This window comes from Pseudomonas sp. B21-019, from assembly GCF_024749225.1.
In the GTDB taxonomy this organism is placed as follows: Bacteria; Pseudomonadota; Gammaproteobacteria; order Pseudomonadales; family Pseudomonadaceae; genus Aquipseudomonas.
The window spans coordinates 4419607-4443920 of record NZ_CP087193.1; the positions used below are offsets into that span (position 1 = coordinate 4419607).

General features: G+C 59.9%; 26 protein-coding genes. 17 read left to right on the forward strand and 9 right to left on the reverse strand.

Annotated elements, in window-relative coordinates; all coding sequences use genetic code 11:
- Window positions 1–15 precede the first annotated feature (15 nt).
- Window positions 16–1854 carry a long-chain-acyl-CoA synthetase gene (locus LOY36_RS19520; RefSeq protein WP_258670280.1) on the reverse strand — a complete coding sequence of 613 codons (1839 nt, stop codon included), beginning with the start codon at window positions 1852–1854 and terminating at the stop codon, window positions 16–18.
- A gap of 343 nt (window positions 1855–2197) precedes the next feature.
- Between LOY36_RS19520 and LOY36_RS19525 the strand changes: the two genes are divergently transcribed.
- Window positions 2198–2476: a DUF3509 domain-containing protein gene (locus LOY36_RS19525; protein WP_018925205.1), complete on the forward strand. Its 279-nt coding sequence runs from the start codon at window positions 2198–2200 to the stop codon at window positions 2474–2476.
- 75 nt (window positions 2477–2551) lie between these two features.
- Here LOY36_RS19525 and mtnC read toward each other — a convergent pair whose 3' ends face one another.
- Genes mtnC through aroC form a run of 5 tightly spaced genes read right to left on the reverse strand, consistent with a single transcriptional unit; the run spans window position 2552 to window position 6700 of the window.
- Window positions 2552–3235 carry an acireductone synthase gene (mtnC, locus tag LOY36_RS19530; protein ID WP_258670281.1) on the reverse strand — a complete coding sequence of 228 codons (684 nt, stop codon included), beginning with the start codon at window positions 3233–3235 and terminating at the stop codon, window positions 2552–2554.
- Between the two features lie 4 nt (window positions 3236–3239).
- Window positions 3240–3785: an acireductone dioxygenase gene (locus tag LOY36_RS19535; protein ID WP_018925203.1), complete on the reverse strand. Its 546-nt coding sequence runs from the start codon at window positions 3783–3785 to the stop codon at window positions 3240–3242.
- A gap of 20 nt (window positions 3786–3805) precedes the next feature.
- The gene (locus LOY36_RS19540) at window positions 3806–4432 is read right to left on the reverse strand and encodes a methylthioribulose 1-phosphate dehydratase (RefSeq protein WP_019579710.1); all 627 of its coding nucleotides are present in this window, start codon (window positions 4430–4432) and stop codon (window positions 3806–3808) included.
- Entirely contained in the window at window positions 4429–5580 is a 1152-nt protein-coding gene (locus tag LOY36_RS19545) for an MFS transporter (RefSeq protein WP_258670284.1), read from the reverse strand. Before LOY36_RS19545 ends, LOY36_RS19540 begins: the two co-directional genes overlap by 4 nt.
- Before the next feature lie 28 nt (window positions 5581–5608).
- Window positions 5609–6700, reverse strand: a complete 1092-nt coding sequence (aroC, locus tag LOY36_RS19550) for a chorismate synthase (RefSeq protein ID WP_019648222.1) — start codon at window positions 6698–6700, stop codon at window positions 5609–5611.
- A gap of 85 nt (window positions 6701–6785) precedes the next feature.
- Here aroC and LOY36_RS19555 point away from each other — a divergent pair, with 85 nt between their 5' ends.
- Together LOY36_RS19555 and LOY36_RS19560 are read left to right on the forward strand one after the other, a co-directional pair.
- Window positions 6786–7784 (forward strand): alpha/beta hydrolase, encoded by a 999-nt coding sequence (locus LOY36_RS19555; RefSeq protein ID WP_019648221.1) that lies wholly within the window; start codon window positions 6786–6788, stop codon window positions 7782–7784.
- An 87-nt stretch (window positions 7785–7871) separates the two neighbouring features.
- Window positions 7872–8663 (forward strand): hypothetical protein, encoded by a 792-nt coding sequence (locus LOY36_RS19560; protein WP_258670289.1) that lies wholly within the window; start codon window positions 7872–7874, stop codon window positions 8661–8663.
- A 109-nt stretch (window positions 8664–8772) separates the two neighbouring features.
- Here the strand turns inward: LOY36_RS19560 and prmB are convergent, their stop codons facing one another.
- Window positions 8773–9681, reverse strand: coding sequence for a 50S ribosomal protein L3 N(5)-glutamine methyltransferase (gene prmB / locus LOY36_RS19565; protein ID WP_258670292.1), 909 nt, complete (start codon window positions 9679–9681; stop codon window positions 8773–8775).
- A gap of 238 nt (window positions 9682–9919) precedes the next feature.
- Between prmB and LOY36_RS19570 the strand changes: the two genes are divergently transcribed.
- The 5 genes from LOY36_RS19570 to LOY36_RS19590 all read left to right on the forward strand — a co-directional run bounded on the left by LOY36_RS19570 (window position 9920) and on the right by LOY36_RS19590 (window position 12707).
- The gene (locus tag LOY36_RS19570) at window positions 9920–10510 is read left to right on the forward strand and encodes a cysteine hydrolase family protein (RefSeq protein ID WP_007940817.1); all 591 of its coding nucleotides are present in this window, start codon (window positions 9920–9922) and stop codon (window positions 10508–10510) included.
- A 136-nt stretch (window positions 10511–10646) separates the two neighbouring features.
- Window positions 10647–10967, forward strand: a complete 321-nt coding sequence (locus LOY36_RS19575; RefSeq protein WP_019579704.1) for a hypothetical protein — start codon at window positions 10647–10649, stop codon at window positions 10965–10967.
- 86 nt (window positions 10968–11053) lie between these two features.
- Entirely contained in the window at window positions 11054–11611 is a 558-nt protein-coding gene (locus LOY36_RS19580; RefSeq protein WP_008005647.1) for a Smr/MutS family protein, read from the forward strand.
- Between the two features lie 77 nt (window positions 11612–11688).
- Window positions 11689–12234: a GTP cyclohydrolase I FolE gene (gene folE / locus LOY36_RS19585; RefSeq protein ID WP_007988130.1), complete on the forward strand. Its 546-nt coding sequence runs from the start codon at window positions 11689–11691 to the stop codon at window positions 12232–12234.
- Between the two features lie 101 nt (window positions 12235–12335).
- Window positions 12336–12707: a glutathione S-transferase N-terminal domain-containing protein gene (locus LOY36_RS19590; RefSeq protein WP_258670296.1), complete on the forward strand. Its 372-nt coding sequence runs from the start codon at window positions 12336–12338 to the stop codon at window positions 12705–12707.
- Between the two features lie 100 nt (window positions 12708–12807).
- Here LOY36_RS19590 and LOY36_RS19595 read toward each other — a convergent pair whose 3' ends face one another.
- On the reverse strand, window positions 12808–13974 hold the full coding sequence (locus tag LOY36_RS19595; RefSeq protein WP_258670298.1) for a PLP-dependent aminotransferase family protein: 1167 nt from the start codon (window positions 13972–13974) through the stop codon (window positions 12808–12810).
- 82 nt (window positions 13975–14056) lie between these two features.
- Here LOY36_RS19595 and LOY36_RS19600 point away from each other — a divergent pair, with 82 nt between their 5' ends.
- The 3 genes from LOY36_RS19600 (at window position 14057) to LOY36_RS19610 (ending at window position 16922) form a co-directional block, all read left to right on the forward strand.
- The gene (locus tag LOY36_RS19600; protein ID WP_019648217.1) at window positions 14057–14512 is read left to right on the forward strand and encodes a MarR family winged helix-turn-helix transcriptional regulator; all 456 of its coding nucleotides are present in this window, start codon (window positions 14057–14059) and stop codon (window positions 14510–14512) included.
- Window positions 14513–14873: 361 nt separating this feature from the next.
- Window positions 14874–16223, forward strand: coding sequence for an NCS2 family permease (locus LOY36_RS19605; RefSeq protein ID WP_019648216.1), 1350 nt, complete (start codon window positions 14874–14876; stop codon window positions 16221–16223).
- 72 nt (window positions 16224–16295) lie between these two features.
- Window positions 16296–16922 (forward strand): LysE family translocator, encoded by a 627-nt coding sequence (locus LOY36_RS19610; protein ID WP_258670303.1) that lies wholly within the window; start codon window positions 16296–16298, stop codon window positions 16920–16922.
- A 166-nt stretch (window positions 16923–17088) separates the two neighbouring features.
- Here LOY36_RS19610 and uraH read toward each other — a convergent pair whose 3' ends face one another.
- Window positions 17089–17442, reverse strand: coding sequence for a hydroxyisourate hydrolase (gene uraH / locus LOY36_RS19615; protein ID WP_019648215.1), 354 nt, complete (start codon window positions 17440–17442; stop codon window positions 17089–17091).
- 435 nt (window positions 17443–17877) lie between these two features.
- Between uraH and puuE the strand changes: the two genes are divergently transcribed.
- From puuE to LOY36_RS19645, 6 genes are all read left to right on the forward strand, one after another.
- Window positions 17878–18804: an allantoinase PuuE gene (puuE, locus tag LOY36_RS19620; RefSeq protein ID WP_007940832.1), complete on the forward strand. Its 927-nt coding sequence runs from the start codon at window positions 17878–17880 to the stop codon at window positions 18802–18804.
- Entirely contained in the window at window positions 18801–19316 is a 516-nt protein-coding gene (gene uraD, locus LOY36_RS19625) for a 2-oxo-4-hydroxy-4-carboxy-5-ureidoimidazoline decarboxylase (RefSeq protein ID WP_258670307.1), read from the forward strand. The genes puuE and uraD overlap by 4 nt, the downstream gene beginning before the upstream one ends.
- A gap of 88 nt (window positions 19317–19404) precedes the next feature.
- Window positions 19405–20400, forward strand: a complete 996-nt coding sequence (gene alc, locus LOY36_RS19630) for an allantoicase (RefSeq protein ID WP_007940834.1) — start codon at window positions 19405–19407, stop codon at window positions 20398–20400.
- A 148-nt stretch (window positions 20401–20548) separates the two neighbouring features.
- Window positions 20549–21052: an ureidoglycolate lyase gene (locus LOY36_RS19635; protein ID WP_018925187.1), complete on the forward strand. Its 504-nt coding sequence runs from the start codon at window positions 20549–20551 to the stop codon at window positions 21050–21052.
- Window positions 21053–21103: 51 nt separating this feature from the next.
- Window positions 21104–22405, forward strand: a complete 1302-nt coding sequence (locus LOY36_RS19640; RefSeq protein WP_258670311.1) for a urate hydroxylase PuuD — start codon at window positions 21104–21106, stop codon at window positions 22403–22405.
- Window positions 22406–22651: 246 nt separating this feature from the next.
- Window positions 22652–24010 carry a nucleobase:cation symporter-2 family protein gene (locus LOY36_RS19645; protein ID WP_258670312.1) on the forward strand — a complete coding sequence of 453 codons (1359 nt, stop codon included), beginning with the start codon at window positions 22652–22654 and terminating at the stop codon, window positions 24008–24010.
- Window positions 24011–24314: the final 304 nt, after the last annotated feature.

Consider the following 24314-nt stretch of genomic DNA (forward strand, 5'->3'; position numbering starts at 1 on the left):
TCAATAGCGACCCTTTCAATAGCGATGCCTGCCTCCGTAAATATCCGCCAGCACCTGCTCGGTGACTCGCACGTAGGTTTCGGTGCCCGGCAGCCAGGCATAAATCGGGTCATCGCCGGTTTTGCTCGGATCGAAGGCTTCGTCCTTGAGCCGGGTCTTCTGGTATTTGAAGGTCCCGGTGGTTTCCATTTTCACTTTCACCCGCAGGAACAGTGGCACCGCATAGGCCGGCATTTGTTGCCTGGCGAACGCCAGCAACTCACTGAAATCCAGGGTCGCCAGGGATTCGGCCGGTGTAATGGCCGCCATTCCCGCCCGCCCGTTGGTATTGTGGATTTCCACGCCATAGGCCACGGCTTCGGCGATGTGCGGGTGTTGCAACAGGATGTTCTCGACCTCGGTGGTAGAGACGTTTTCGCCCTTCCAGCGGTAGGTGTCCCCCAAGCGATCGACAAACTGCGCGTGACCGAAACCGATGTTGCGCAGCAGGTCACCGGTATTGAAGTAACGGTCGCCCTTCACGAACACATCGTGGAGCACCACTTTTGCGGTCTTCTGCGGATCGGTGTAGCCGTCCAGAGGCGCCTTATCGTCGATCCTCGCCAACAACAGCCCCTGCTCGCCCTTGGCCACTTTGCGCATGAACCCCTTGGCATCCCGCGTGGGGGCGCCGCTGTCGTGGTCGTACGCCACCAGCTCCCAGGACATCAGGGAAAAGCCAATGGTGTTGTCGAAGTTGAGGATGTTGGTGAAGCCGATATTGCCGTCGCTGGCGGCGTACAGCTCGCAGATATGGTCGACGGCAAACCGCGTCTTGAACTCGCTCCACGCGCCGGGGCGCAGACCATTGCCGATCATCTTCCTCACGCTGTGCCGACTGTCGTCGACGCTACGCGGTTGATCCACCAGGTAGCGACACAATTCGCCAACGTACCCGAGGGTGGTCGCCCGGTATTTGCGCACGTCGCTCCAGAACTGGCTGGCGCTGAACTTGCGGCGGATGGCAAACCCCGACGCCCCGCTGATCGCCGAGCCCCAGCACACGCAAAGCCCGGTGGCGTGGTACAGCGGCAAGGTGCAATAGACGACGTCCTGCGGCTGCATGTCCAGGGCGATCAGCCCGAAGCTGGCGGAGCTGCGCATCCAGCGGCCGTGTTTGAACACCCCGGCCTTGGGCAACCCGGTAGTGCCCGAGGTGTAGATATAGAAACAAGGGTCGTCGAAAAAAACCTGCCGGCTGCTGACGGGATTGTCACTGGGCGCGTCGCAGCTGGCCGCCATCAGGTTAATGAAACCATCGGGCGTTTTGCCCGGATCACGGTCAGTGTCTTGATCGGCGACAAACCAGGTGCGCGCCACATCGATGGCCACCCGCTCGCGGACCGCATTGAAGGCCGGAACCAGCTCTTCTCCGACCACAATCCCTACAGGCGCCACCAGATTCAGGCTATGAACCAGGGTATCGCGGGTCTGGGAGGTATTCAGCAAGGCGCTGATCGCACCGACCTTGGCCACCGCCAATATCGTCACCAGCAGTTCCACACGGTTCTCGATAAACACCGCGACCACATCGCCCTTGCCGATGCCTTGGGCAATCAGGTGATGGGCGATGCGATTGGCCCACTGATTGGCCTGTGCATAAGTGAGTATCACGTCGCCCTGCAGCAATGCCGGGCCATCGGGATTGCGCAACGTCGCCTGCTCGAAGCTCCAGCCGAGACCACACGGTTGGGTCGGGTCCTTGACGTTGGCGACTTTCATGCCCTTCACCACGCGAGGGATGGCTTTGGCAATGGAAGGCAGCTTGCGGAGCATCATGCCCCAGGTAATCGTGTCGTGCAGCGTGCGGCTCATGGTTGCTCCCGTTCGATCTTCTTATTGTCGGGTGGCGTTGATTGAGGCCGAAAATACGTCAGGGCTTCTTGAGCTGTACACGCGGTTTTTGCAATGTTTTGTATCCACAGCCGAATACTTGGGAAGCCGGAACTCCGGCGTTGCAATTGGTTCCGTCCAATTGTCGCCGATCTCGCAAAATGCAGGATGCACGATGGCCATTCATGCAAATTGCACGAAAGCCAAAAAATCATAAAAATATAACTTACTGATTTATATGAAATTTTAAAAATATAGGTGCTGGCACAATCACTGCAACTACCCCTCCATGTTGCCCTTCAAGCACAAAATGGAGCTGATAGACATGAGCCTGATCCAGGAAAAATTTTCGTCGCTGTTCTCCAACTTCGAAGTGACCACCCAGCCCCGGCCGGATGGCGGCATTCTGCTGACCCTGCGCAGCCACGACGGTAAAGTCTTCAAACGTTCGATTTCCTACCAGCAATTGCATGCCGGCGATCAGCTGTCATGGGTCATCAGCGCGATTCGCCGTGACGTCGCCGAACAGGCCAGTGAACTGCCGCAGATTTCCATGCTGCAAAGCCAGCAACGGTTCGCGCTGCCGACCTATCACTCGGCGTAACCCGTAACAGCGCTATAAACGATCAGGCCGTGAGAGCTTTCGCTTCACGGCCTGAGTTGTTTCTACGGCTGATGCTTAAAAGGCAGAAGGATTGATCCCGGCAAAACTGTCCACCGTCACATGCCCTGCCAATTCCCCGCCCTCGCGGGCCAGGCCACAGGTTGCCATGCCGGCCGTGTGCGCCGCGTCCAGTTCCTGAACGATGTCGGACAGAAACAGAATCTGCGAAGCCTCGACACCAATCGCCTGGGTGATGCGCTGGTAGGACTGCGCTTCGCGCTTGGGCCCTGAAGTGGTGTCGAAATAGCCACTGAACAGTGGCGACAGATCCCCCGCCTCCGAACAACCGAAAATCAGTTTTTGCGCCTGAATCGACCCAGAGGAATAAACAAACAGTTGATAGCCTTCCTGATGCCAGCGTTTCAGCGCTTCAACGGCGTCCGGGTAAACATGACCCTTCAACTGCCCGGCCTGATACCCCTGCTCCCAGACCATGCCTTGCAACGCCTTGAGCGGCGTGGCCTTGCGGTCTTCGGCGATCCAGCCCAAGAGGTTTTCGATAACCCGCTCGACGTCGGCTTGTGGTTCACCGCTGTCACGACGAACGGCGGCAAGCTGTTCGGCGACGTCAGCACGTTCGGCATTTTCGCGAACGAAGTCCGGCAGGTGTTTGGCCGCGTACGGAAACAACACGTCGAACACAAAACTCACCGCGCTGGTGGTGCCTTCGATGTCGGTGAGAATCGCTTTGATCGGCATCGGTTCAGTCCTCAAGACACGGGAAGTGGCTGGCGATGTCATCGCCGGTGAAGTTGGCCACCCAGCCTTCGGGGTTGTTGAACAGGCGGATTGCGACGAAATGCGGGTTTTCACCCATGTCGAACCAGTGCTTTGTGCCGGCAGGCACCGAGATCAGGTCGTTCTTCTCGCAGAGCACGGCGTACACGTAATCGTCGATGTGCAGGGTGAACAAGCCACGGCCAGCGACGAAAAATCGCACTTCGTCTTCGCCATGACGGTGCTCATCGAGGAACTTGGCACGCAACTCGGCTTTTTGCGGGTGATCGCTGTTCAGGCTGACCACATCGACGGTGATGTAACCGCGCTCGGTCATCAGCTTGTCGATTTGCTCCTGGTACGCGGCGATCACTTCTTCCTGACTGGCGCCAGGCTGGATTTTCGCTGCGGCTTGCCAACGGTCGAAACGCACGCCCTGCTCGGCCAGGGTCGAGGCGATGTCTTCAAAGTGGGTCAGCACCTTGTTCGGAATGTCAGGGCTTGAGACGTGGTAAACGGACAGGCTGCTCATCAGGGCAACTCCTTAACAGTTCATGCATTACGGTTAAAGAGCGAGCGCGTCTTCAACTCGCACTCGAACAAAAATTCAAAAGCCTCGATCTGCCGCAGTGCGTCGCTCATGCGCGCGCCCCACGTGTAGAGGCCATGACCGCGAATCAGGTAACCGACGCAATCAGGATGGGCGTCGAGCCAAGGCTGCACCTTGGCGGCCAGCCGCGCAATGTCCTGGTCATTGTCGAAAATCGGCACGCGAACGCGGGACTCGTGAGTCGAAACGCCGCTGAAGGCCTTTTGCAGTTCGTAGTCTTCGAACTCGATGAAATCTTCCGGCGTCAGGCGCGACAGCACCGTGGCGTTCACCGAATGGGTGTGCAGCACCGCGCCGATCTCCGGACGCCAGCTATAGAGCTGGGTGTGCAACAAGGTTTCGGCGGACGGCTTCTTGCCTGGCTCCAGGCTGTTGCCTGACAAGTCGGTGGCCAGCACATCGTCCGGGCCCAGTTGGCCCTTGTGCTTGCCGGACACGGTCAGCAAGGCTTCGGTCGGCGACAGGCGGGTCGAGTAATTGCTGCTGGTGGCCGGCGACCAGCCGCGACCATACAGAAAGCGCCCGGCATCGATGATTTCCTGGGCGAGGTGTTCACGGGTAAGGCTCATGGCCTGTCCTCTTGCATACGTGTGGCAATGATAACGGCAGCGGCAAAGGCTGCGAGGCTGGCAATACTAAAGGTCAATGTGGCGCCGAGGGCATTCCAGCTGTAGCCGGAATACAACGCGCCCAGTGCACCGCCGGTGCCGGCCAGCGCCGCATACAACGCCTGGCCCTGCCCTTGCTGGCGCGCGCCGAAGCTACGTTGCACGAACTGGATGGCAGCGGCGTGAAAGCTGCCGAAGGTGGCGGCGTGCAGCACCTGGGCGAACAGTAACACCCAAAGAAACTCGGCAAACGAGCCGAGCAACAACCAACGCAAAGCCGCCAGCAGGAAACTCGCCAGCAGCACCCGGCGTACCGAGAAGCGCGCGAGAATCTTGCTCATGAACAGAAACATCAAGACTTCGGCGACCACGCCGACCGCCCAGAGCATGCCGATCAGCCCGCGACTGTAACCGAGTCGCTCAAGGTGCAAGGTCAGAAAGGTGTAATACGGCCCGTGACTCATCTGCATCAGCGCCACGCACGCGTAAAACGCCAATACTCCGGGGTTGCGCAATTGCTGGAGGAATCCGTCCCCCGCCAACCGTTCACCCTGAACTGGTTGCGCGTTGGGCACCCACAAGCTGCTGACGACGATCCCGGCCATGATCAGCACCAGTGCCACCGGGTAAATGTCGAGGCTGAGCCATTCGAACAATCGGCCCAGCGCCACCACGGTGATGATGAAACCGATGGAACCCCACAGGCGAATCTGACTGTAGCGCGAGGTCTGCCCCCGCAAATGAGCCAGGGTGATGACCTCGAACTGCGGCAATACCGCGTGCCAGAAGAACGCGTGCAAGGCCATGACCATCGCCAGCCACGCGTAGCTTTTGCTGACGAAAATCAGTGAGAAGGTCAGCAAGGTGCAGGCGGCGCCGAAACGCACGATGGCCAGCCGTCGCCCGGTGTAGTCACCGAGCCAGCCCCAGATATTCGGCGCCACGCAACGCATCAGCATCGGGATCGCCACCAGTTCGCCAATGCGTGCGGCGCTGAAGCCCAGATGATCGAAGTACAGCGCCAGAAACGGCGCTGTCGAACCGAGCAAGGCGAAATAGAACAGGTAGAAGCTGGAAAGCCGCCAGTACGGGAGCGCCGCCGCTGCCATCAGACTGTAGCGGCTTTCAGATCAGCCATTAAAGCTGCCCCAACACCGGAGTGCTCACGCGCACATCGGCGTTCTGCCCGCGGTGACGCAGCAAGTGGTCCATCAGCACGATGGCCATCATCGCTTCGGCGATTGGCGTGGCGCGGATGCCGACGCACGGGTCGTGACGGCCCTTGGTGACGACCTCCACCGGGTTGCCATGGATATCGATGGAACGGCCCGGCGTGGTGATGCTCGATGTAGGCTTGAGCGCCAGGTGCGCAACGATCGGCTGACCCGACGAAATGCCACCGAGAATGCCGCCGGAGTTGTTGCTGAGGAAACCTTCCGGGGTCATTTCATCGCGGTGTTCAGTGCCACGCTGGGCGATGCTGGCAAAACCGGCACCGATTTCCACGCCCTTGACCGCGTTGATGCTCATCAGCGCATGGGCCAGTTCGGCGTCGAGGCGGTCGAAGATCGGCTCGCCGAGGCCCGGCATCACGCCTTCGGCGACCACGGTGATCTTCGCGCCGACCGAATCCTGGTCCCGACGCAACTGGTCCATATAGGCTTCCAGCTCCGGCACTTTGTCCGGGTCGGGACTGAAGAAAGCGTTCTCTTCCACCGAATCCCAGGTCTTGAACGGGATTTCGATCGGGCCGAGCTGGCTCATGTAGCCACGAATGACGATGCCCTGGGTGGCCAGGTATTTCTTGGCAATCGCGCCGGCGGCTACGCGCATGGCGGTTTCACGGGCCGAACTGCGACCGCCGCCGCGGTAATCGCGCTCACCGTATTTGTGGTGGTAGGTGTAGTCGGCGTGGGCCGGACGGAACAGATCCTTGATCGCCGAGTAGTCCTTGGACTTCTGGTCGGTGTTGCGGATCAACAGGCCGATGGCGCAACCGGTGGTGCGGCCTTCGAACACGCCGGAAAGGATCTCGACTTCGTCGGCTTCCTGGCGCTGGGTGGTGTGGCGGCTGGTGCCGGGCTTGCGGCGGTCCAGGTCGCGCTGCAGGTCCTCAAGGGAGATCTCCAGGCCCGGCGGGCAGCCATCGACAATGGCGACCAACGCCGGACCATGGCTTTCGCCCGCGGTGGTGACAGTGAACAGCTTGCCGTAGGTATTGCCGGACATGCAGGACGCTCCGTGAAATCGAACCTAAAATACGTAATGCGCGCCAGTATACGCAGGCTACCCAAGTAGTTCATCCTCGAACCTTATGGGTGCCTGCGAGTCCAACCGGCACCTTGTTGATGATGGCGTGATGATGCTGCGAGTTCTAGCCTTGAGCCTTACCCTGTTTACCGGTTTTGTACAGGCTTCAGTCCTGCAACGCCCGATCACCCTGGACACCGGCAGTGGCGAGCTTTTCGGCTCGCTGTTGCTGCCCAAGTCCGACACGCCGGTACCGGTCGTCCTGATCATTTCCGGCTCCGGTCCCACGGATCGTGACGGAAACAACCCCGACGGCGGGCGCAACGACAGCCTCAAACGGCTGGCCTGGGTGCTGGCCAAACACAACATCGCCAGTGTGCGTTACGACAAACGCGGCGTGGCGGCGAGCCTTGCGGCAACGCCGGATGAACGCAATCTGTCGGTGGAAGCCTATGTGGCCGATGCCGTGGCCTGGGGGCAGAAGCTCAAGGCCGACCCGCGCCTGGGCAAACTGATTTTGCTGGGCCACAGCGAAGGTGCGTTGATTGCAAGCCTGGCGGCGCCAAGTGTCGACGCCGCGGCGGTGATTTCCCTGTCCGGCAGCGCCCGGCCGATCGATCAAGTGCTGCGCCAGCAGTTGAGCAATCGCCTGCCGCCAGCCTTGATGCTGCGCAGCAATGAACTGCTAGACAGCCTCAAGGCCGGCCACACTGACGACAACGTGCCGCCGCAGTTGCAGGTGATTTTCCGCCCCAGCGTGCAGCCGTACCTGATTTCGCTGTTCCGCCAGGACCCGGCGGCAGCCTTCGCTAACCTGACGATGCCGGCACTGATCATTCAGGGCAGCAACGACATCCAGGTCGGCGTGGGTGACGCCAGGGCGCTCAAAGCCGCCAAACCGGACGCCGAACTGGCACTAATCGAAGGCATGAACCACGTCATGCGCATCGTGCCCAACGACGTGAAGCGGCAATTGGCCTCCTATAAAGATCCGCAATTGCCCCTGGCGGCGGAACTCGGCGCACGAATCCTCGGATTTATTGACGGACTTCGCCCCAGTTAAGCTCCAGTCCTGAAAAAAACGGCCGATAAGCCTTTGTCGCCAGCGCTATGACTGGCGGCAACAGGGCTTGGACAGGATCTCGCCGTTATGACTGATACCCAGACTTCACCCGACTCCACCGCTGAAAAAGACACACCGCCAGCGGTCGAGCTGCCGTGGGCGGACGTCCACGTCGAGCACCACAAAATGCTCCGCCTGGCGCCGTTGCAAACCGACCGTAACACCGGCGGCCGACCGCTGCGCTTTGTCGAATTCGGTTACGCCGAACGCAACAGCAAGGAGCACAGCCTGCTGCGCATGGCCATCAAGCTGCCAGGCCAACGGGTACGCAAAGAACAGAATCATCTGGATGTGTGGGTCGATCACGCCGCCAAACGCGTGCATTTCGCTCCGGAAAGCGGCTTGCAGATAGAGCCGATGAACCGTGGCATCGGGCGCTATATGGCATCTCAGGGTGTCACGTGGGCAAAGAAACGATGGCCCGCCTACACCGTCGACGGCACCGACCTGAACAACAAGGACGCGTTGAACGAAGACACGCGCCTGCGCCGCGACCACTTTCTGCGGGTGCACGGTTTTGACGTGGCCTACGCCGATGCCCAGCATTTGAAGGGCAGCGTCAAAGAGGTGCAGATCGGTGATTTGCTGGGCGACTGGAACAGCGAAAAGCTGCAACAGGTGGAAATCCTCGAAGCCGCGCAGATGCTCCAGCAAGCCGAGCAGAACCTGGCGGAACAGGAAGTCAAACTGAAGAAACACGAAGAAAAGGTCAGCAAGTACAAGCGTGAAGACGCTGGACTGCGTTTTACCATTACCTGTCTGGTGGCGTTTGCGGTGTTTCAGGCGGGGTTGTTGATCTGGATTGCCACGCACCGGTAAACCGGCGTTAGTCGCAAGAAAAGATCGCAGCCTTCGGCAGCTCCTACATTGGTTCGGTATACACCTGTAGGAGCTGCCGAAGGCTGCGATCTTTTGCTTTTATAAGGGGTCAGACGCGAGAAGCGAACAGCGCCTGATGATCGCGGCACTGCTCGGCTGTCAGCATGAACACCCCATGCCCACCGCGCTCGAACTCCAGCCAGGCGAAATCGACTTCCGGGTACAACGCCTCGACGTGAACCTGGCTGTTACCCACCTCGACGATCAACAAACCTTTCTCGGTCAGATGATCCGCCGCTTCGGCGAGCATGCGGCGCACCAGATTCAAACCGTCGTCGCCACAGGCCAGGCCCAGCTCGGGTTCGTGTTGATATTCGTCCGGCATGTCGGCGAAATCTTCCGCATCGACGTAAGGCGGGTTCGACACGATCAGGTCGAAACGTTGCCCTGGCAAACCATCGAAACCATCGCCCTGAACGGTGAACACGCGCTCGTCGACACCGTGGCGCTCGATGTTCTGGTTAGCCACTTCCAATGCTTCGAACGACAGGTCAGCCAAAACCACTTCGGCGTTCTGGAACTCATAGGCACAGGCAATACCGATGCAACCGGAACCGGTGCACAAGTCGAGAATGCGCGCAGGTTCGGCGCCCAGCCACGGCTCGAAACGCTTTTCGATCAGCTCGCCAATCGGCGAACGCGGGATCAGTACGCGTTCGTCGACGATGAACGACAAGCCACAGAACCAGGCCTCGCCCAGCAGGTAAGCGGTCGGAATGCGCTCTTCGATACGGCGCTTGAGCAAGTTTTGCAAATGGGCCAGTTCGTCGTCTTCCAGACGGCAGTCCAGATAGCTGTCGGCGATTTCCCACGGCAAGTGCAACGCGCCCAATACCAGTTGGCGGGCTTCGTCCCAGGCGTTGTCGGTCCCATGGCCGAAAAACAGATCCTCCCCATGGAAGCGGCTGACGGCCCAACGGATATGGTCACGCAGGGTACGAAGTCGGGAAGTGGTCACGGGATAAACTCCAGAAAAAACGACTGGCGATTCTAACAGCCAAACGGCGCCACGACGACGCAGGAAAAACACCGTATCAGATGTAGGACTCTTCTATTTTTTCAGCGAGCTATTGAACAGAACGAGTATCTTGACAAGGCTGCGAGCCAGCAACGGCGGTGCCTACGATGGTAGCGATTCACAGAAGCGCTCAGCCAGAGGAGAATGTCGCAAAAGCCCCACCCGAAGGAGCCCCAGAATGTCCGTTCCAAAAACGATGTTTCAACTCAGCGGCCGTGGTTACGCAGCGGCCAATCTGGGTCATGCGACCCTAGTCATCATCGATGCCCAGAAAGAATACCTCAGTGGTCCGCTGGCCCTGAGCGGCATGGATGCTGCCGTCGCGAACATCAAACACCTGCTGGCCGCTGCCCGTGCAGCCGGTCGGCCAATCGTGCATGTGCGTCACCTCGGCACCGTCGGTGGGCTGTTCGATCCCCAGGGCGAACGCGGTGAGTTCATCCCGGGCCTGGAGCCACAGGGCGACGAAACCGTCATCGGCAAATTGCTGCCAAGCGCGTTTCACGGCACCGAACTGTACGATCGCCTGCAACAACTGGGCTCGCTCGACCTGATCGTTTGCGGTTTCATGAGTCACTCCAGCGTCAGCACCACCGTGCGTGCGGCGAAGAACCTGGGCTTTCGCTGCACCCTGGTGGAAGACGCCTGCGCGACGCGGGATTTGCCTTGCAAGGGCGGGATCCTCAGCGCCGAACACGTTCAGCAGACCGAAATGGCGATCATGGCGGACAACTTCGCCACCCTCGCCCTGACCCGCGATCTGATCTGATCTGATCGACCGTCGATGAGCGGCCCATACCGCCGCTCATCCGCAAAAGCCTCTCATTTGCCGTAATTGCCCTAGCCTCAGGAACATCCCGGTCAACTCCCGGTCGAAGGGCCGATACCCATTGAGGAAGGTCGGAATGAAGTTATCCGATGGTTTTGATGCACGCCGCTTGCGGCCCAAGGGCCAACGCAACTGGCGATTTCGCTTCGGCGCAGCGTTCGCTGCCCTGCTGGCGATGTGCGGCGTATTGCTGGCGATGGCCGGCGCGGCCAGCCTGCTGGGGCGGCCACCGGCGTTGGGCGAGTTGAATGCCAGCCCGCTGGGCTCGTCGATCATTCTGGCGGTGGGCGTGTTCGTGCTGTACCTCGGCGTGTTGCTATGGCGCCGCTGCCGTCGCCGTTCGCGCCAGTCGCGAGAACTGAACATAGCCCCGCACCTGATGAAAAAACACGACTGAATCAAAGGCCCGGCGTTTTGACGGGCCTCAATTGTTATGGATAGCGCTCCGACTTGGGTAAACTGCCCCCCTTCGCGGAGGCTGACATGCAAGACGACGATTTTTCCCTGTTCAAAAGCGCGATCCAAGGCGTCAAGCCGATCAAGCACGATCGCGCCGAAACCGGCAAACCCAAGGCCGACCGCGCGCAAATCGCCAAGCTGCGCCAGGCCGCCACTGTGCGCACCGATGCGACCACCGTTGACGGGCTGTCCGATCAGTTTGTGATTGATGTCGGCCCGGAAGACGAGCTGATGTGGGCGCGTGACGGTGTTCAGGAAAGCCAGATGCGCAAGCTCAAGATCGGACAGATTCCGTTCGAAGGCAGCCTTGACCTGCATGGCATGAACGTGGAAAAGGCCCGTGAAACCCTCTGGGCGTTTCTGGCCGAAGCAACTAAATTCGAAATCCGCTGCGTGCGCGTCACCCACGGCAAAGCCGTGCGTCTGGACGGCAAGCGGCCGATGATCAAGAGTCACGTCAACACTTGGCTGCGTCAGCATCCACAGGTGCTCGGCTTCACCTCGTGCCAGCCGAAACACGGCGGCGCTGGAGCGGTTTACGTGATGCTTAAACGAACCATGATGGAAGGTCGTGACGAGTAAAGCTGTCGCTTCACGCTTGCAGCGCCGTGTTTGCCACCGTACCCTTGCCCTTTGCGTAAAATCCCACAGGTAGTTTCATGTCCCTGGAACAGAATTACACCGCGATTCTCGGCCAATTGGGCGAGGACGTGTCCCGCGAGGGCCTGCTCGACACGCCAAAACGTGCCGCCAAAGCCATGCAGTACCTCTGCCGCGGTTATGAACAGACGCTGGAAGAGGTCACCAACGGTGCCTTGTTCAGCTCCGACAACAGCGAGATGGTGCTGGTCAAGGACATCGAGCTCTACTCGTTGTGCGAGCATCACCTGCTGCCGTTCATCGGCAAGGCGCACGTTGCCTACATCCCGAGCGGCAAGGTACTGGGACTGTCGAAAGTCGCGCGGATCGTCGATATGTACGCCCGCCGCCTGCAGATCCAGGAAAACCTCAGCCGCCAGATCGCCGACGCGGTCCAGCAAGTCACCGGCGCCCTGGGCGTGGCGGTGGTGATCGAGGCCAAGCACATGTGCATGATGATGCGCGGTGTGGAGAAACAGAATTCGACGATGATCACCTCGGTGATGCTCGGTGAGTTCCGCGAAAACGCCGCCACCCGCAGCGAGTTTCTCAGCCTGATCAAGTAATTCGCAGCACGAAGAAAACCGGCACTGATCGCCGGTTTTTTTTCGCCTGCGAAAAATCAGGTAAGCTGCGCGCCTTCTGTTTGCCCTGAGAGACTTATACCGTGTTCGTCAAAGCGCTTCGTATCGGCCTCGGCCAACTGATCATCTTCATCGACTTCATCACCCGTCCAGGTAAGAAGCAGCGCCCCGCCGCCGCTCAGGCCCAAGTGGAAGCGGCCGCCAAGGACCTGACGCTGTATCAGTTCCACGCCTGCCCGTTCTGCGTGAAAACCCGCCGCACCCTGCGTCGCCTGAACGTTCCGGTGGCCTTGCGCGATGCCAAGAACAACGAACAGGATCGCCAGGCCCTGCTGGAGCAAGGCGGCAAGATCAAGGTGCCGTGCCTGCGCATCGAAGAAAATGGCCAGACCACCTGGATGTATGAGTCCAAGGTGATCATTGATTATCTGGATAAGCGGTTTGCTGCGGTCTGACGCCTCTGTTGCACCGGTGTAAACACCGCAAAATCCAGACAAAAATAAACCGGCCGATTGGCCGGTTTATTCGTTTCTGCACCCTCTCCCACCAACAGCCTCAGGCCGCTTCTGCCGCCAGGGCCTGACGCACCACCGCCGCCAATCGCTTGAGCCCTTCGTCCAGCCTTGCCGGGTCAATGTGGCTGAAATTCAGCCGCAGATGGCCGGGGTTGTTATCCGGCTCAGGGAAAAACGGTTCGCCCGGCATGAACGCCACATCTGCTGCCAGCGCCGCTTTGAGCAGCGTGCGGGTATCCAGCGGCTGCTTGAGCGTCAGCCAGAAAAACAGCCCACCCTGCGGCACGTTCCAATCCGCCAGATCGGAAAAATGCCTTTCCAGTGCTGACTGGAACGCATCCCGACGAACCCGGTAGAAGTCCCGCAACTCGCCCAGGTGCTGCTGGTACTTTTCAGTACCGATCCATTGCAGCGCTTGCCACTGCCCGATGCGGTTGGTGTGCAGATCGGCCGATTGCTTGAGCCGTAGCAAATGCGGGAACAGGTCCGGACTGGCAATCAAGTAACCAACCCGCAGGCCCGGCAACAGGGTTTTCGACACGGTGCCGGTGTAGATCCAGCTGGCCTTGGTCAAGCGGCTGACGATCGGCGTGGCGCTGCCGCCGTCGAAGGTCAGTTCGCGGTAGGGTTCGTCTTCGATCAGGGTCACGCCAAATTCATCGAGCAACGCTGCCACCGCGTCGCGCTTGGCTTCGCTGTAACGCACCGCCGACGGATTCTGAAACGTCGGGATCAGGTAGATGAACGCTGGCTTGTGTTGTTCCAGACGGCTGCGCAGTTGCGCCAGGTTCGGGCCATCGGCCTCCAGCGGGACGGTGATGCAGTCGGCGCCAAACAGCTGGAAAATCTGCAACGCCGCCAGGTAGGTCGGCGCCTCGAGCAGAATTTCGGTGCCTTTGTCGATGTGGAGCTTGGCCGCCAGATCGAGGGTTTGTTGCGAACCGCTGACCACCAGCACCTGACTCGCTTCGCACGGCACGCCCAACGCCCGGGCTTCGGCCGCCAACGCTTCACGCAACGCCGGCTCGCCTTCGCTCATGCCGTATTGGCCCATGGACAGCGGCATGTCCGCCCACTCGACTTTCGGCAGCATGGCTTCGGCTGGCAAACCGCCGGCGAACGACATCACTTCCGGACGCTGGGCGGCGGCGAGGATTTCACGGATCAAAGAACTTTTAAGGCGCGAGACACGTTCGGAAAAAGCCATGGGGGTCACCGGTAGCGAGGCCTGAGGAAAATGAGTCAAACTGATTGACCGAAATTACGACAGACCGAGCGGATACGTCAACATGCTTGACCTTAAAAACCCCACCACCCAGCAACAAGCCATGGAAGCGTTTTTCTTCGGCTATCAGGCCTTCACCGCCAAGGCTGATGAAATGCTCGAGCGTCGCGGCTTGAGCCGGGTGCATCAGCGCATCGTGTTTTTCATCGCGCGTTATCCGAACCTGAGCGTCAAGGAGTTGCTGGCGTTGCTCGGCGTGACCAAGCAGGCGCTGAACATTCCGCTGCGGCAGTTGGTGGAAATGCACTTGGTGAACAGCGTCGCGTCCCAGACCGACAAGCGTAAGCGGCTGCTGGAACTGACCGTGGAAGGCGCGCGGTTCGAGCAGTCGTTGCGGCGCGAGCAGGTGAAATTGCTCGAGCGGGTGTTTGCCGAGGCTGGGGAGACGGCGGTGAATGGGTGGTTGGCGGTGAATCTGGCGCTGGGGGAAGTAACCAGAGTTGACCGGGACGACACCTGACTGTGGCGAGGGAGCTTGCTCCCGTTCGGCTGCGCAGCAGTCGCAAAGAACGATAACGCCAGTACGCCTGAAAAATTGCCACCGCCTGAGTCGGGCCGCTGCGCGCCCCAGCGGGAGCAAGCTCCCTCGCCACAAAAAACTCGCTACACATCACATTTCATATCTATATACCCCGCCTGCCATTTTTTTCGTCTACAAAATCAAAAACATTATTTGCTTTATTTGTATACAAAAGCATAATTCGCTTCGTGCGAGTTCCTGACCATCAGGTCAACAAATTCGCAAGTACCTCAAAGGGTCGCTGCCACCCTCATGGGTCCGGCCCTGGAAATAACAATAAAACTCTTGAGGAGTACTCGCTGTGGAAAGCCGCAAATCCGAAGCCTCGACGCTGGAACTCTCGCCGCCGTTACGCAATGGCTGGCTGGAGCGCATCTTCAAACTCAGCTTGCACGGCACCACGGTGAAGACCGAGCTGATCGCCGGTCTGACAACCTTCATCACCATGGCCTACATCATCTTCGTCAACCCCAACATCATGGCCGACGCCGGGATCGATCACGGTGCCGCGTTCGTGGCCACCTGCATCGCCGCCGCGCTGGGTTGCCTGTTGATGGGCCTGTACGCCAACTGGCCGGTGGGCCTGGCGCCGGGCATGGGCCTGAACGCGTTCTTCACCTACACCGTGGTCGGCACCATGGGCTACAACTGGGAAACCGCCCTCGGCGCGGTGTTCGTGTCCGGTGTGTTGTTCATGTTCCTGACCTTTTCCCGGATTCGCGAATGGCTGCTCAATAGCATTCCGGTGAGCCTGCGCTTTGCCATGGGCGCTGGTGTGGGGCTGTTTCTGGGGCTGATTGGCCTGAAAACCGCGGGTATCGTCGTCGATAGCCCGGCCACCCTGATCAAGCTCGGCTCCCTGCGCGAGCCCGGCCCGCTGCTGGCTGCCATCTGCTTCCTGATGATCGCCGTGCTCAGCTACCACAAAGTGTTCGGCGCGATCCTCATCAGCATCATCACCGTGACCCTCGCCGGCTGGGGCCTGGGCCTGGTGCACTACGAGGGCATCATGTCGGCCCCGCCAAGCCTGGCACCGACCTGGATGGCCATGAACATCGCCGGCGTGTTCAACGTCAGTATGATCAGCGTGGTGCTGGCCTTCCTCTTTGTGCACATGTTCGACACCGCCGGCACCTTGATGGGCGTCGCCCAGCGCGCCAACCTGGTGAACGCAGACGGCCGGATCGAAAACCTGTCCCGCGCCATGAAAGCCGACAGCGCCTCCAGCGTTTTCGGGGCGGTGGTGGGTGTTCCGCCGGTCACCAGTTACGTGGAAAGTGCCGCTGGCGTAGCAGCGGGTGGTCGGACTGGTCTTACCGCCGTGACCGTAGGTGTGCTATTTATTGCCGCAATGTTTTTCGCACCGCTGGCTGGCATGATCCCCGCTTATGCAACCGCCGGTGCGCTGATTTATGTAGCGATGCTGATGATGGGCGGCATGGCGCACATCGAATGGGACGAAGCGACCGACAGCATTCCGGCGATCGTCACCGCGATCATGATGCCCCTGACCTTCTCGGTCGCCGACGGCATCGCGCTGGGCTTCATCACCTACGTGGCGCTGAAGGCCGGCACCGGTAAGTACAAGGAAATTTCGGTGAGCCTGTGGGTGCTCTGCGCGATCTTCATCGCCAAGTTCATCTTCTTGTAAGCGTCACGCGGTACGCGTTTCAAACCAGCCTCACCCCGTCGGGTGGGGCTTTTGTGCATAGGGAGGAAAGTGATGAGTCTGGAAACCTGGCTGCTGTTCAGCGGCGCTGCGCTGGTGGTAATCCTGATACCGGGGCCACTGTCTTTGCTGATGATCAGCAACAGTCTGAATTACGGTTTGCGCCGTTCTTACCCGGCGTTTCTCGGGGGCGTGTTTGCCTCGATCTGCTTGCTCAGCGCTTCGGCGCTCGGCCTGGGTGCATTGCTGCTGGCGTCGGAACAGCTGTTCAGCACCCTGAAAATCGTCGGTGCGCTGTATCTGTTCTACCTCGCCTGGCAGAGCTGGCAGCAATCACGCCAACCCTCCCAGGGCGCTGAAGTGCCCCAGGCTGCGCCGGTGCCGCGCTTTCGTGCACTGTTCGGGCGCGCATTCATGCTCGGCGCCAGCAACCCGAAAGACATTTTGTTCTTTGCCGCGTTCCTGCCGCAGTTTTTGAGTGCCGAACAACCGTTCCTGCCGCAGTTGCTGGTGATGATTGCCACCTGGACCGTGCTGGATCTGCTGTGCAAGCTGGCTTATGGGCTGGGGGCTCATGGTGCTGCGCGGTATCTGCGCAGTGGCAAGGGGCAGAGCTGGTTTAACCGGGTCAGTGCCGGGTTGTTCAGCGGGGCTGGTGCGGCGTCATTGTTGAGCCGTTGAGTAAAAGCAAGATCAAAGGATCGCAGCCTTCGGCAGCTCCTACGCGCCTGTGGGCGCCGCCGAAGGCTGCGATCTTTTGACTTTTCTACAAGCAAAAAAAAGCCCGCAGTGTGAGCGGGCAAAAGACCAAAGAAGCTATATGCGCAGGATTTTTGGGGGGAAAGTCCTAGCTTCCTCTATAGGTCGAATAGCTATACGGCGAAATCAGCAACGGCACGTGGTAGTGATCCTGTTCGGCAGAGATGCCGAACCGCAGCACCACCACGTCGAGGAACGCAGGCTCAGGCAACTGAACGCCACGGGCGCGGTAGTAATCGCCCGCATGAAATTGCAACTGATAGACCCCGGTACGGTAGTCATCGCCTTGCAGCAGCGGCGCATCGACCCGGCCGTCGCTGTTGGTGAGCACCGTGGCGACCAGTTCCAGCTGCGAGCTTTCGACGCGGTACAGCTCGACCTTGATCGAACTGCCCGGGCAACCGTGTGCAGCGTCCAAAACGTGTGTAGTCAAACGTCCCATTGATTCTGCGCGCCTGCCTGCGTGGAGCAGTCAGACCTCGCGCCTCCCGAAGTCAGTTGAAAAGGAGACCGCACCGTTCCGGAGCACGAAAAGTTGCGGCGAGCGACTGATTAAGACATTTTTCAAAAAAATTGTACACAATAAAAACGACATTTTTACTGCCACCAATGGCATTCATGGTTTGCAGGCGAATCTTGCGCCAAACCATAAGATCAGTGGACCTTCTATCCATTAGCTGACCAGTCAGGCAGGTTTCTTGCAGTACCCTCCAATGAGAGCAGTCAGTGAAAAATGCAAAAAATCAGGCTTACAAAGTGAATATAAAGTTGTATACAATCACTCCATCGCTGTGACGCCAGCCTGCCCTCTCATCGCCAGGCTGCCACACACACCCTGACTTTGAACAAGTCGACACGAACAAGAAGGAAGACTGCAGTGAGCGCTGACTACCCACGCGACCTGATCGGTTACGGCAGTAACCCTCCTCACCCACACTGGCCGGGCAATGCCCGCATCGCCCTGTCCTTTGTGCTCAACTACGAGGAAGGTGGCGAGCGCAATATCCTTCACGGCGATAAAGAGTCCGAAGCCTTCCTCTCGGAAATGGTCTCGGCGCAGCCGCTGCAAGGCGAGCGCAACATGAGCATGGAATCCCTTTACGAGTATGGCAGCCGTGCCGGCGTCTGGCGGATTCTGAAACTGTTCAAGGAATTCGACATCCCGCTGACCATCTTCGCCGTGGCCATGGCCGCCCAGCGTCACCCGGACGTGATCCGCGCGATGGTCGAGGCCGGCCACGAGATCTGCAGCCACGGCTATCGCTGGATCGACTACCAATACATGGACGAAGCGCAGGAACGCGAGCACATGCTCGAAGCGATCCGCATCCTCACCGAAATCACCGGTGAGCGCCCGCTGGGCTGGTACACCGGCCGCACCGGCCCGAACACCCGTCGACTGGTGATGGAAGAAGGCGGTTTCCTCTACGACTGCGACACCTACGACGACGACCTGCCCTACTGGGAACCGAACAACCCGACCGGCAAGCCGCACTTGGTGATCCCGTACACCCTGGACACCAACGACATGCGCTTCACCCAGGTCCAGGGCTTCAACAAGGGCGATGACTTTTTCGAATACCTGAAAGACGCTTTCGACGTGCTGTATGCCGAAGGCGCCGAGGCACCGAAGATGTTGTCGATCGGCCTGCACTGCCGGCTGATCGGCCGCCCGGCGCGTCTGGCCTCGCTCAAGCGCTTTATCGAATACGCTAAAAGTCATGAACAGGTGTGGTTCAGCCGCCGCGTCGACATCGCTCGCCACTGGCAGCAAACCCATCCGTATCAAGGGGCTGCCAAATGAGCCACTTCCAGACACTGAAGCCATCGACCCTGAGCCGCGACGCGTTTGTCGCCGCCTTCGCCGACATCTACGAACACTCGCCATGGGTGGCCGAGAAGGCCTTCGACCTGGGCCAGGACGCTTCGATCGACCAGATCGAAACCCTGCACCAGCGCATGAGCGACATCCTGTTGAGCGCCGATCACGCCAGCCAACTGGCCCTGATCAACGCGCACCCGGACCTGGCCGGCAAAGCTGCCGTCCAGGGCCAACTGACCGAAGCCAGCACCCATGAACAAGCTGGCGCCGGTATTCACCAATGCACGGCCGAAGAGTTTGAGCGCTTCACCGAGCTGAACGACGCCTACAAGGCCAAGTTCAAGTTTCCCTTCATCATGGCGGTAAAAGGCAGCAACCGGCATCAGATCCTCGCGGCGTTCGAAACGCGCATTCACAACCCGGTCGACACCGAATTCAAATGCGCGCTGGCGGAGATCAACAAGATCGCGTTGTTCCGATTACTGACCCTATAGCAAGCCTGGCCCGACGTTGACGAACGCAAAAAACGCCCCGGGCCCTGCAAGCATCCCAAGCCAACTTATTTAAAGGCAGACAAGAAGAATGAAAGCTTACGCCGTACCTTTCGAGAAGTTCGTCAACCTGGCCGACGCCCGTCTGGGCACCAAAATCATCTCGGTCACCGATGACTGGTTCGCAGACGCCAACCGTCTGTTCCAGCCGACCCCGGCCGTGTGGAAGGAGGGCGTGTTCGATGACAACGGCAAGTGGATGGACGGCTGGGAGTCGCGCCGCAAGCGCTTCGAAGGCTACGACAGCGCGGTGATCCGTCTGGGCGTACCGGGTTCGATCAAAGGCGTGGACATCGACACTTCATTCTTCACCGGCAACTACCCGCCATCGGCCTCCCTGGAAGCCTGCTTCCTGGCCTCGGGCGAGCCGGACGAAAACACCCAGTGGACTGAAGTACTGTCGGCCGTCGAGCTGCAGGGCAACAGCCACCACTACCACGAAATCAATAACGACCAGGCGTTCAGCCACCTGCGCTTCAACATCTATCCGGATGGTGGCGTGGCCCGTCTGCGCGTGTACGGCATCCCGTTCCGCGACTGGTCGGCCGTTGGCGACAACGAACAAGTCGACCTGGCTGCAGCCCTGAACGGCGGTCGCGCCCTCGCCTGCTCCGACGAACACTTCGGCCGCATGAGCAACATCCTCAACCCGGGCCGTGGCATCAACATGGGCGATGGCTGGGAAACCGCACGTCGTCGTACCCCGGGCAATGACTGGGTGATCGTCGCGCTGGGTCATGCGGGTGAAGTCGAGAAAGTCATCGTCGACACCCTGCACTTCAAGGGCAACTACCCGGACAGCTGCTCGATCCAGGGCGCATTCGTGAAGGGCGGTACCGACAGCCAGATCGAAACCCAATCGCTGTTCTGGCGCGAACTGCTGCCAAGCCAGAAGCTGGAAATGCACGCCGAACACACCTTCGCCGAGCAGATCAAGGCGCTGGGCCCGATCACCCACATCCGCCTGAACGTGTTCCCGGATGGTGGTGTGAGCCGCCTGCGCGTTTTGGGCAAGGTCGCTAAATAAGGTTGAACCCTGTGGCGAGGGAGCTTGCTCCCGCTGGAGTGCGTAGCGCTCCCATCTTTCTTGGGGCCGCTTCGCAGCCCAGCGGGAGCAAGCTCCCTCGCCACAAAAGCAGAATAAACAACACAGAATTTTGGATAAGAAGACCAGCATGCGCACATTGACGATTGAACCGCTGACCAAAGAAGCCTTCGCCCCTTTCGGTGACGTGATCGAAACCGACGGCAGCGATCACTTCATGATCAACAACGGTTCGACCATGCGCTTCCACAAACTGGCGACGGTGGAAACCGCCACGCCAGAGGACAAGGCGATCATCAGCATCTTCCGCGCCGACGCGCAGGACATGCCGCTGACCGTGCGCATGCTGGAGCGTCATCCGCTGGGCAGCCAGGCGTTCATTCCGCTGCTCGGCAACCCCTTTCTGATCGTGGTCGCGCCACTTGGCGATGCACCTGTATCAGGCTTGGTCCGCGCCTTCGTCACCAACGGCAGGCAGGGCATTAATTACCATCGCGGCGTCTGGCACCACCCGGTGCTGACGATCGAAAAGCGGGATGACTTCCTGGTGGTTGATCGCAGTGGCACAGGCAATAACTGCGATGAGCATTTTTTCCAAGAGGATGAGTGTTTGATCCTCGCCCCCCACCAATAAGAGAAGGTCTGATCACTCGACAACAAGGGTGACAGGCGAGAGGTAAAGACTGTGGAAGCACATCTGTTGGAATGGCTGAACCTGAGCGTGCGCTGGGTTCACATGATCACTGGCGTGGCCTGGATCGGCGCGTCGTTCTATTTCGTCTGGCTGGAAAACAACCTCAATCGGGTCAACCCGAAAAACGGGCTGGCGGGCGATTTGTGGGCGATCCATGGCGGCGGTATCTACCACCTGGAAAAATACAAACTGGCTCCACCGACCATGCCGGACAACCTGCACTGGTTCAAATGGGAAGCCTATTTCACCTGGCTGTCGGGGATCGCACTGCTGTGCGTAGTGTTCTACTCCAACCCGACGCTGTACCTGCTGGCTCCGGGCAGCACCCTGAGCGGCCCTGAAGGCGTGGCCATCGGCCTCGGCTCGTTGTTCATCAGCTGGTTCATCTACTCCTTCCTCTGCGACTCGGCCCTGGGCAAACGCCCTGCCCTGCTAGGCGCAATCCTGTTCGTGCTGATCATCGGCGCCGCCTACGGCTTCAGCAAAGTGTTCAGCGGTCGTGGTGCTTACCTGCACGTCGGCGCGATCATCGGCACCATCATGGTCGGCAACGTGTTCCGCATCATCATGCCAGCCCAGCGCGCCCTGGTCGCAGCGATCGCCGAAAACCGCACGCCCGATCCGGCGCTGCCGGCCAAAGGTTTGCTGCGTTCGCGGCACAACAACTACTTCACCTTGCCGGTGCTGTTCATCATGATCAGCAACCACTTCCCGAGCACGTACGGCAGCCAGTACAACTGGCTGATCCTGGCCGGGATCGCGGTGCTGGCGGTGTTGGTGCGTCACTACTTCAACACCCGTCACGACAGCCACAAATTCGCCTGGACCCTGCCCGTTGCGGCGGTCGGCATGATTTGCCTGGCCTACGTGACCGGCCCGGCGCCGATGTCCAGCGCACCTGAAGTGGCCAAGGCTCCTGGGACCATCGAGTACCAGCCGCTGCCGGAAACCGCCCTGGGCGGTGGTGCCAAACCTGAAGCGGCGAAACCTGATGCGCCCGCCGCTGCACCGGCCCAAGCCTCGAATCAGGGCCCGACGTTCGACAAGGTTCACAGCGTCATTCAGGAACGTTGCGCGGTCTGTCACTCGGCCAAACCCACCAGCCCGCTGTTCAGTGCCGCACCGGCCGGCGTGATGTTCGATACGCCAGAACAGATCCACCAAAACGCCGCTCGCATCCAGGCTCAAGCGGTCACCAGCCAGATCATGCCACTGGGCAACATCACCCAGATGACCCAGCAGGAACGTGACCTGATCGGCGCGTGGATTGTTCAGGGAGCTCCGACCAAGTAAGTAATAAGCCATTGTGGAGATAGGGTTTGTGTGGCGAGGGGGCTTGTCGGCGCGCCGCACCGCCCCGTTCGACCGCGAAGCGGTCGCAAAACCTGCAGATGCGGTCCTCTAGATAGAACGCGATTGTTGGGTTTGGGGGCTGCTTCGCAGCCCAACGGGGGCAAGCCCCCTCGCCACAGCAAGCTCCCTCGCCACAGGTCCCCCTGATACAAAAATCACAAGAATAAAAAAGATCCGAGGTGTTGCATGTCCGAGCTATCCGAAGCGCGCATCCCCGACGCACCCGCTATTCAACGTTTACCCCTTGTGCAACTGATTCTGGTCGGTCTGCAACACGTTCTGCTGATGTACGGCGGCGCCATTGCAGTGCCGCTGATCATCGGGCAGGCCGCCGGCCTGAACCGTGAAGAAATCGCCTTCCTGATCAACGCCGACCTGCTGGTTGCCGGCATCGCCACCATCGTCCAGTCGCTGGGCATCGGCCCGATGGGCATCCGCATGCCGGTGATGATGGGCGCCAGTTTCGCCGCGGTCGGCAGCATGGTGGCCATGGCCGGGATGCCCGGCATCGGCCTGCAAGGGATTTTCGGCGCGACCATCGCCGCCGGCTTCTTCGGCATGCTCATCGCACCGTTCATGTCCAAGGTCGTACGCTTCTTCCCGCCGCTGGTGACCGGCACCGTCATCACCTCAATCGGTTTGTCGCTGTTCCCCGTCGCCGTGAACTGGGCCGGTGGCGGTGCTGGCGCGGCTCAATTCGGTTCGCCTGTCTACCTGGCCGTTGCCGCATTGGTGCTGTCCACCATTCTGTTGGTCCATCGCTTCATGGCCGGATTCTGGGTCAACATTTCGGTGCTGATCGGCATGTGCCTGGGTTACGCGATTTGCGGCGTGATCGGCATGGTCGACCTCAGCGGCATGGACCAGGCGCCGTGGCTGCAAATCGTCACCCCGCTGCATTTCGGCATGCCGAAATTCGAACTCGCACCGATTCTGTCCATGTGCCTGGTGGTAGTAATCATCTTCGTCGAGTCCACCGGGATGTTCCTGGCGCTGGGCAAAATCACCGGCCAGGACGTCACGCCGCGGATGCTGCGTCGCGGCTTGCTGTGCGATGCCGGCGCTTCGTTTTTCGCCGGTTTCTTCAACACCTTCACCCACTCCTCATTCGCTCAGAACATCGGCCTGGTGCAGATGACCGGCGTGCGTTGCCGCTCGGTGACCATCGTCGCCGGCGGCTTACTGATCGTGCTGAGCCTGCTGCCGAAAGCCGCGTTCCTGGTGGCGTCGATTCCGCCGGCGGTACTGGGCGGTGCGGCAATCGCGATGTTCGGCATGGTCGCCGCCACCGGGATCAAGATTCTTCAGGAAGCCGACATCGGTGACCGGCGCAACCAGTTGCTGGTGGCGGTGAGCATCGGCATGGGGCTGATCCCGGTGGTGCGTCCGGAGTTTTTCGCGCACCTGCCGATGTGGATGAGCCCGATCACCCACAGCGGCATCGCCATGGCCACGCTTAGCGCCCTGGCATTGAACCTGTTGTTCAACATCCTCGGCGGTCACGAACGCGCAGCCGTCAACGACTGCCACGCCCACACGCACTAATCGAACCTGTGAAGGCGCTCCCTGTGGCGAGGGGGCTTGCCCCCGCTCGGCTGCGAAGCAGTCGCAAAACCTGCTGACAAGGTATGGCTGGGGAAATACCGGGGCCGCTTCGCGCCCCAACGGGGGCAAGCCCCCTCGCCACAAAACAATAAAAACAAGAGGGAGCAACAGATGATTCGTACCCCGACAAGCCTGTCGTTCAGCGACGCCGGGCTGACCGCCCATAACTGTGCCCCACACCTGTCGCCAGTGCTCTGTTGCGGGGCACTTGAGACCTGGCCAAGGAGTCAGTATTCTCCGCGGC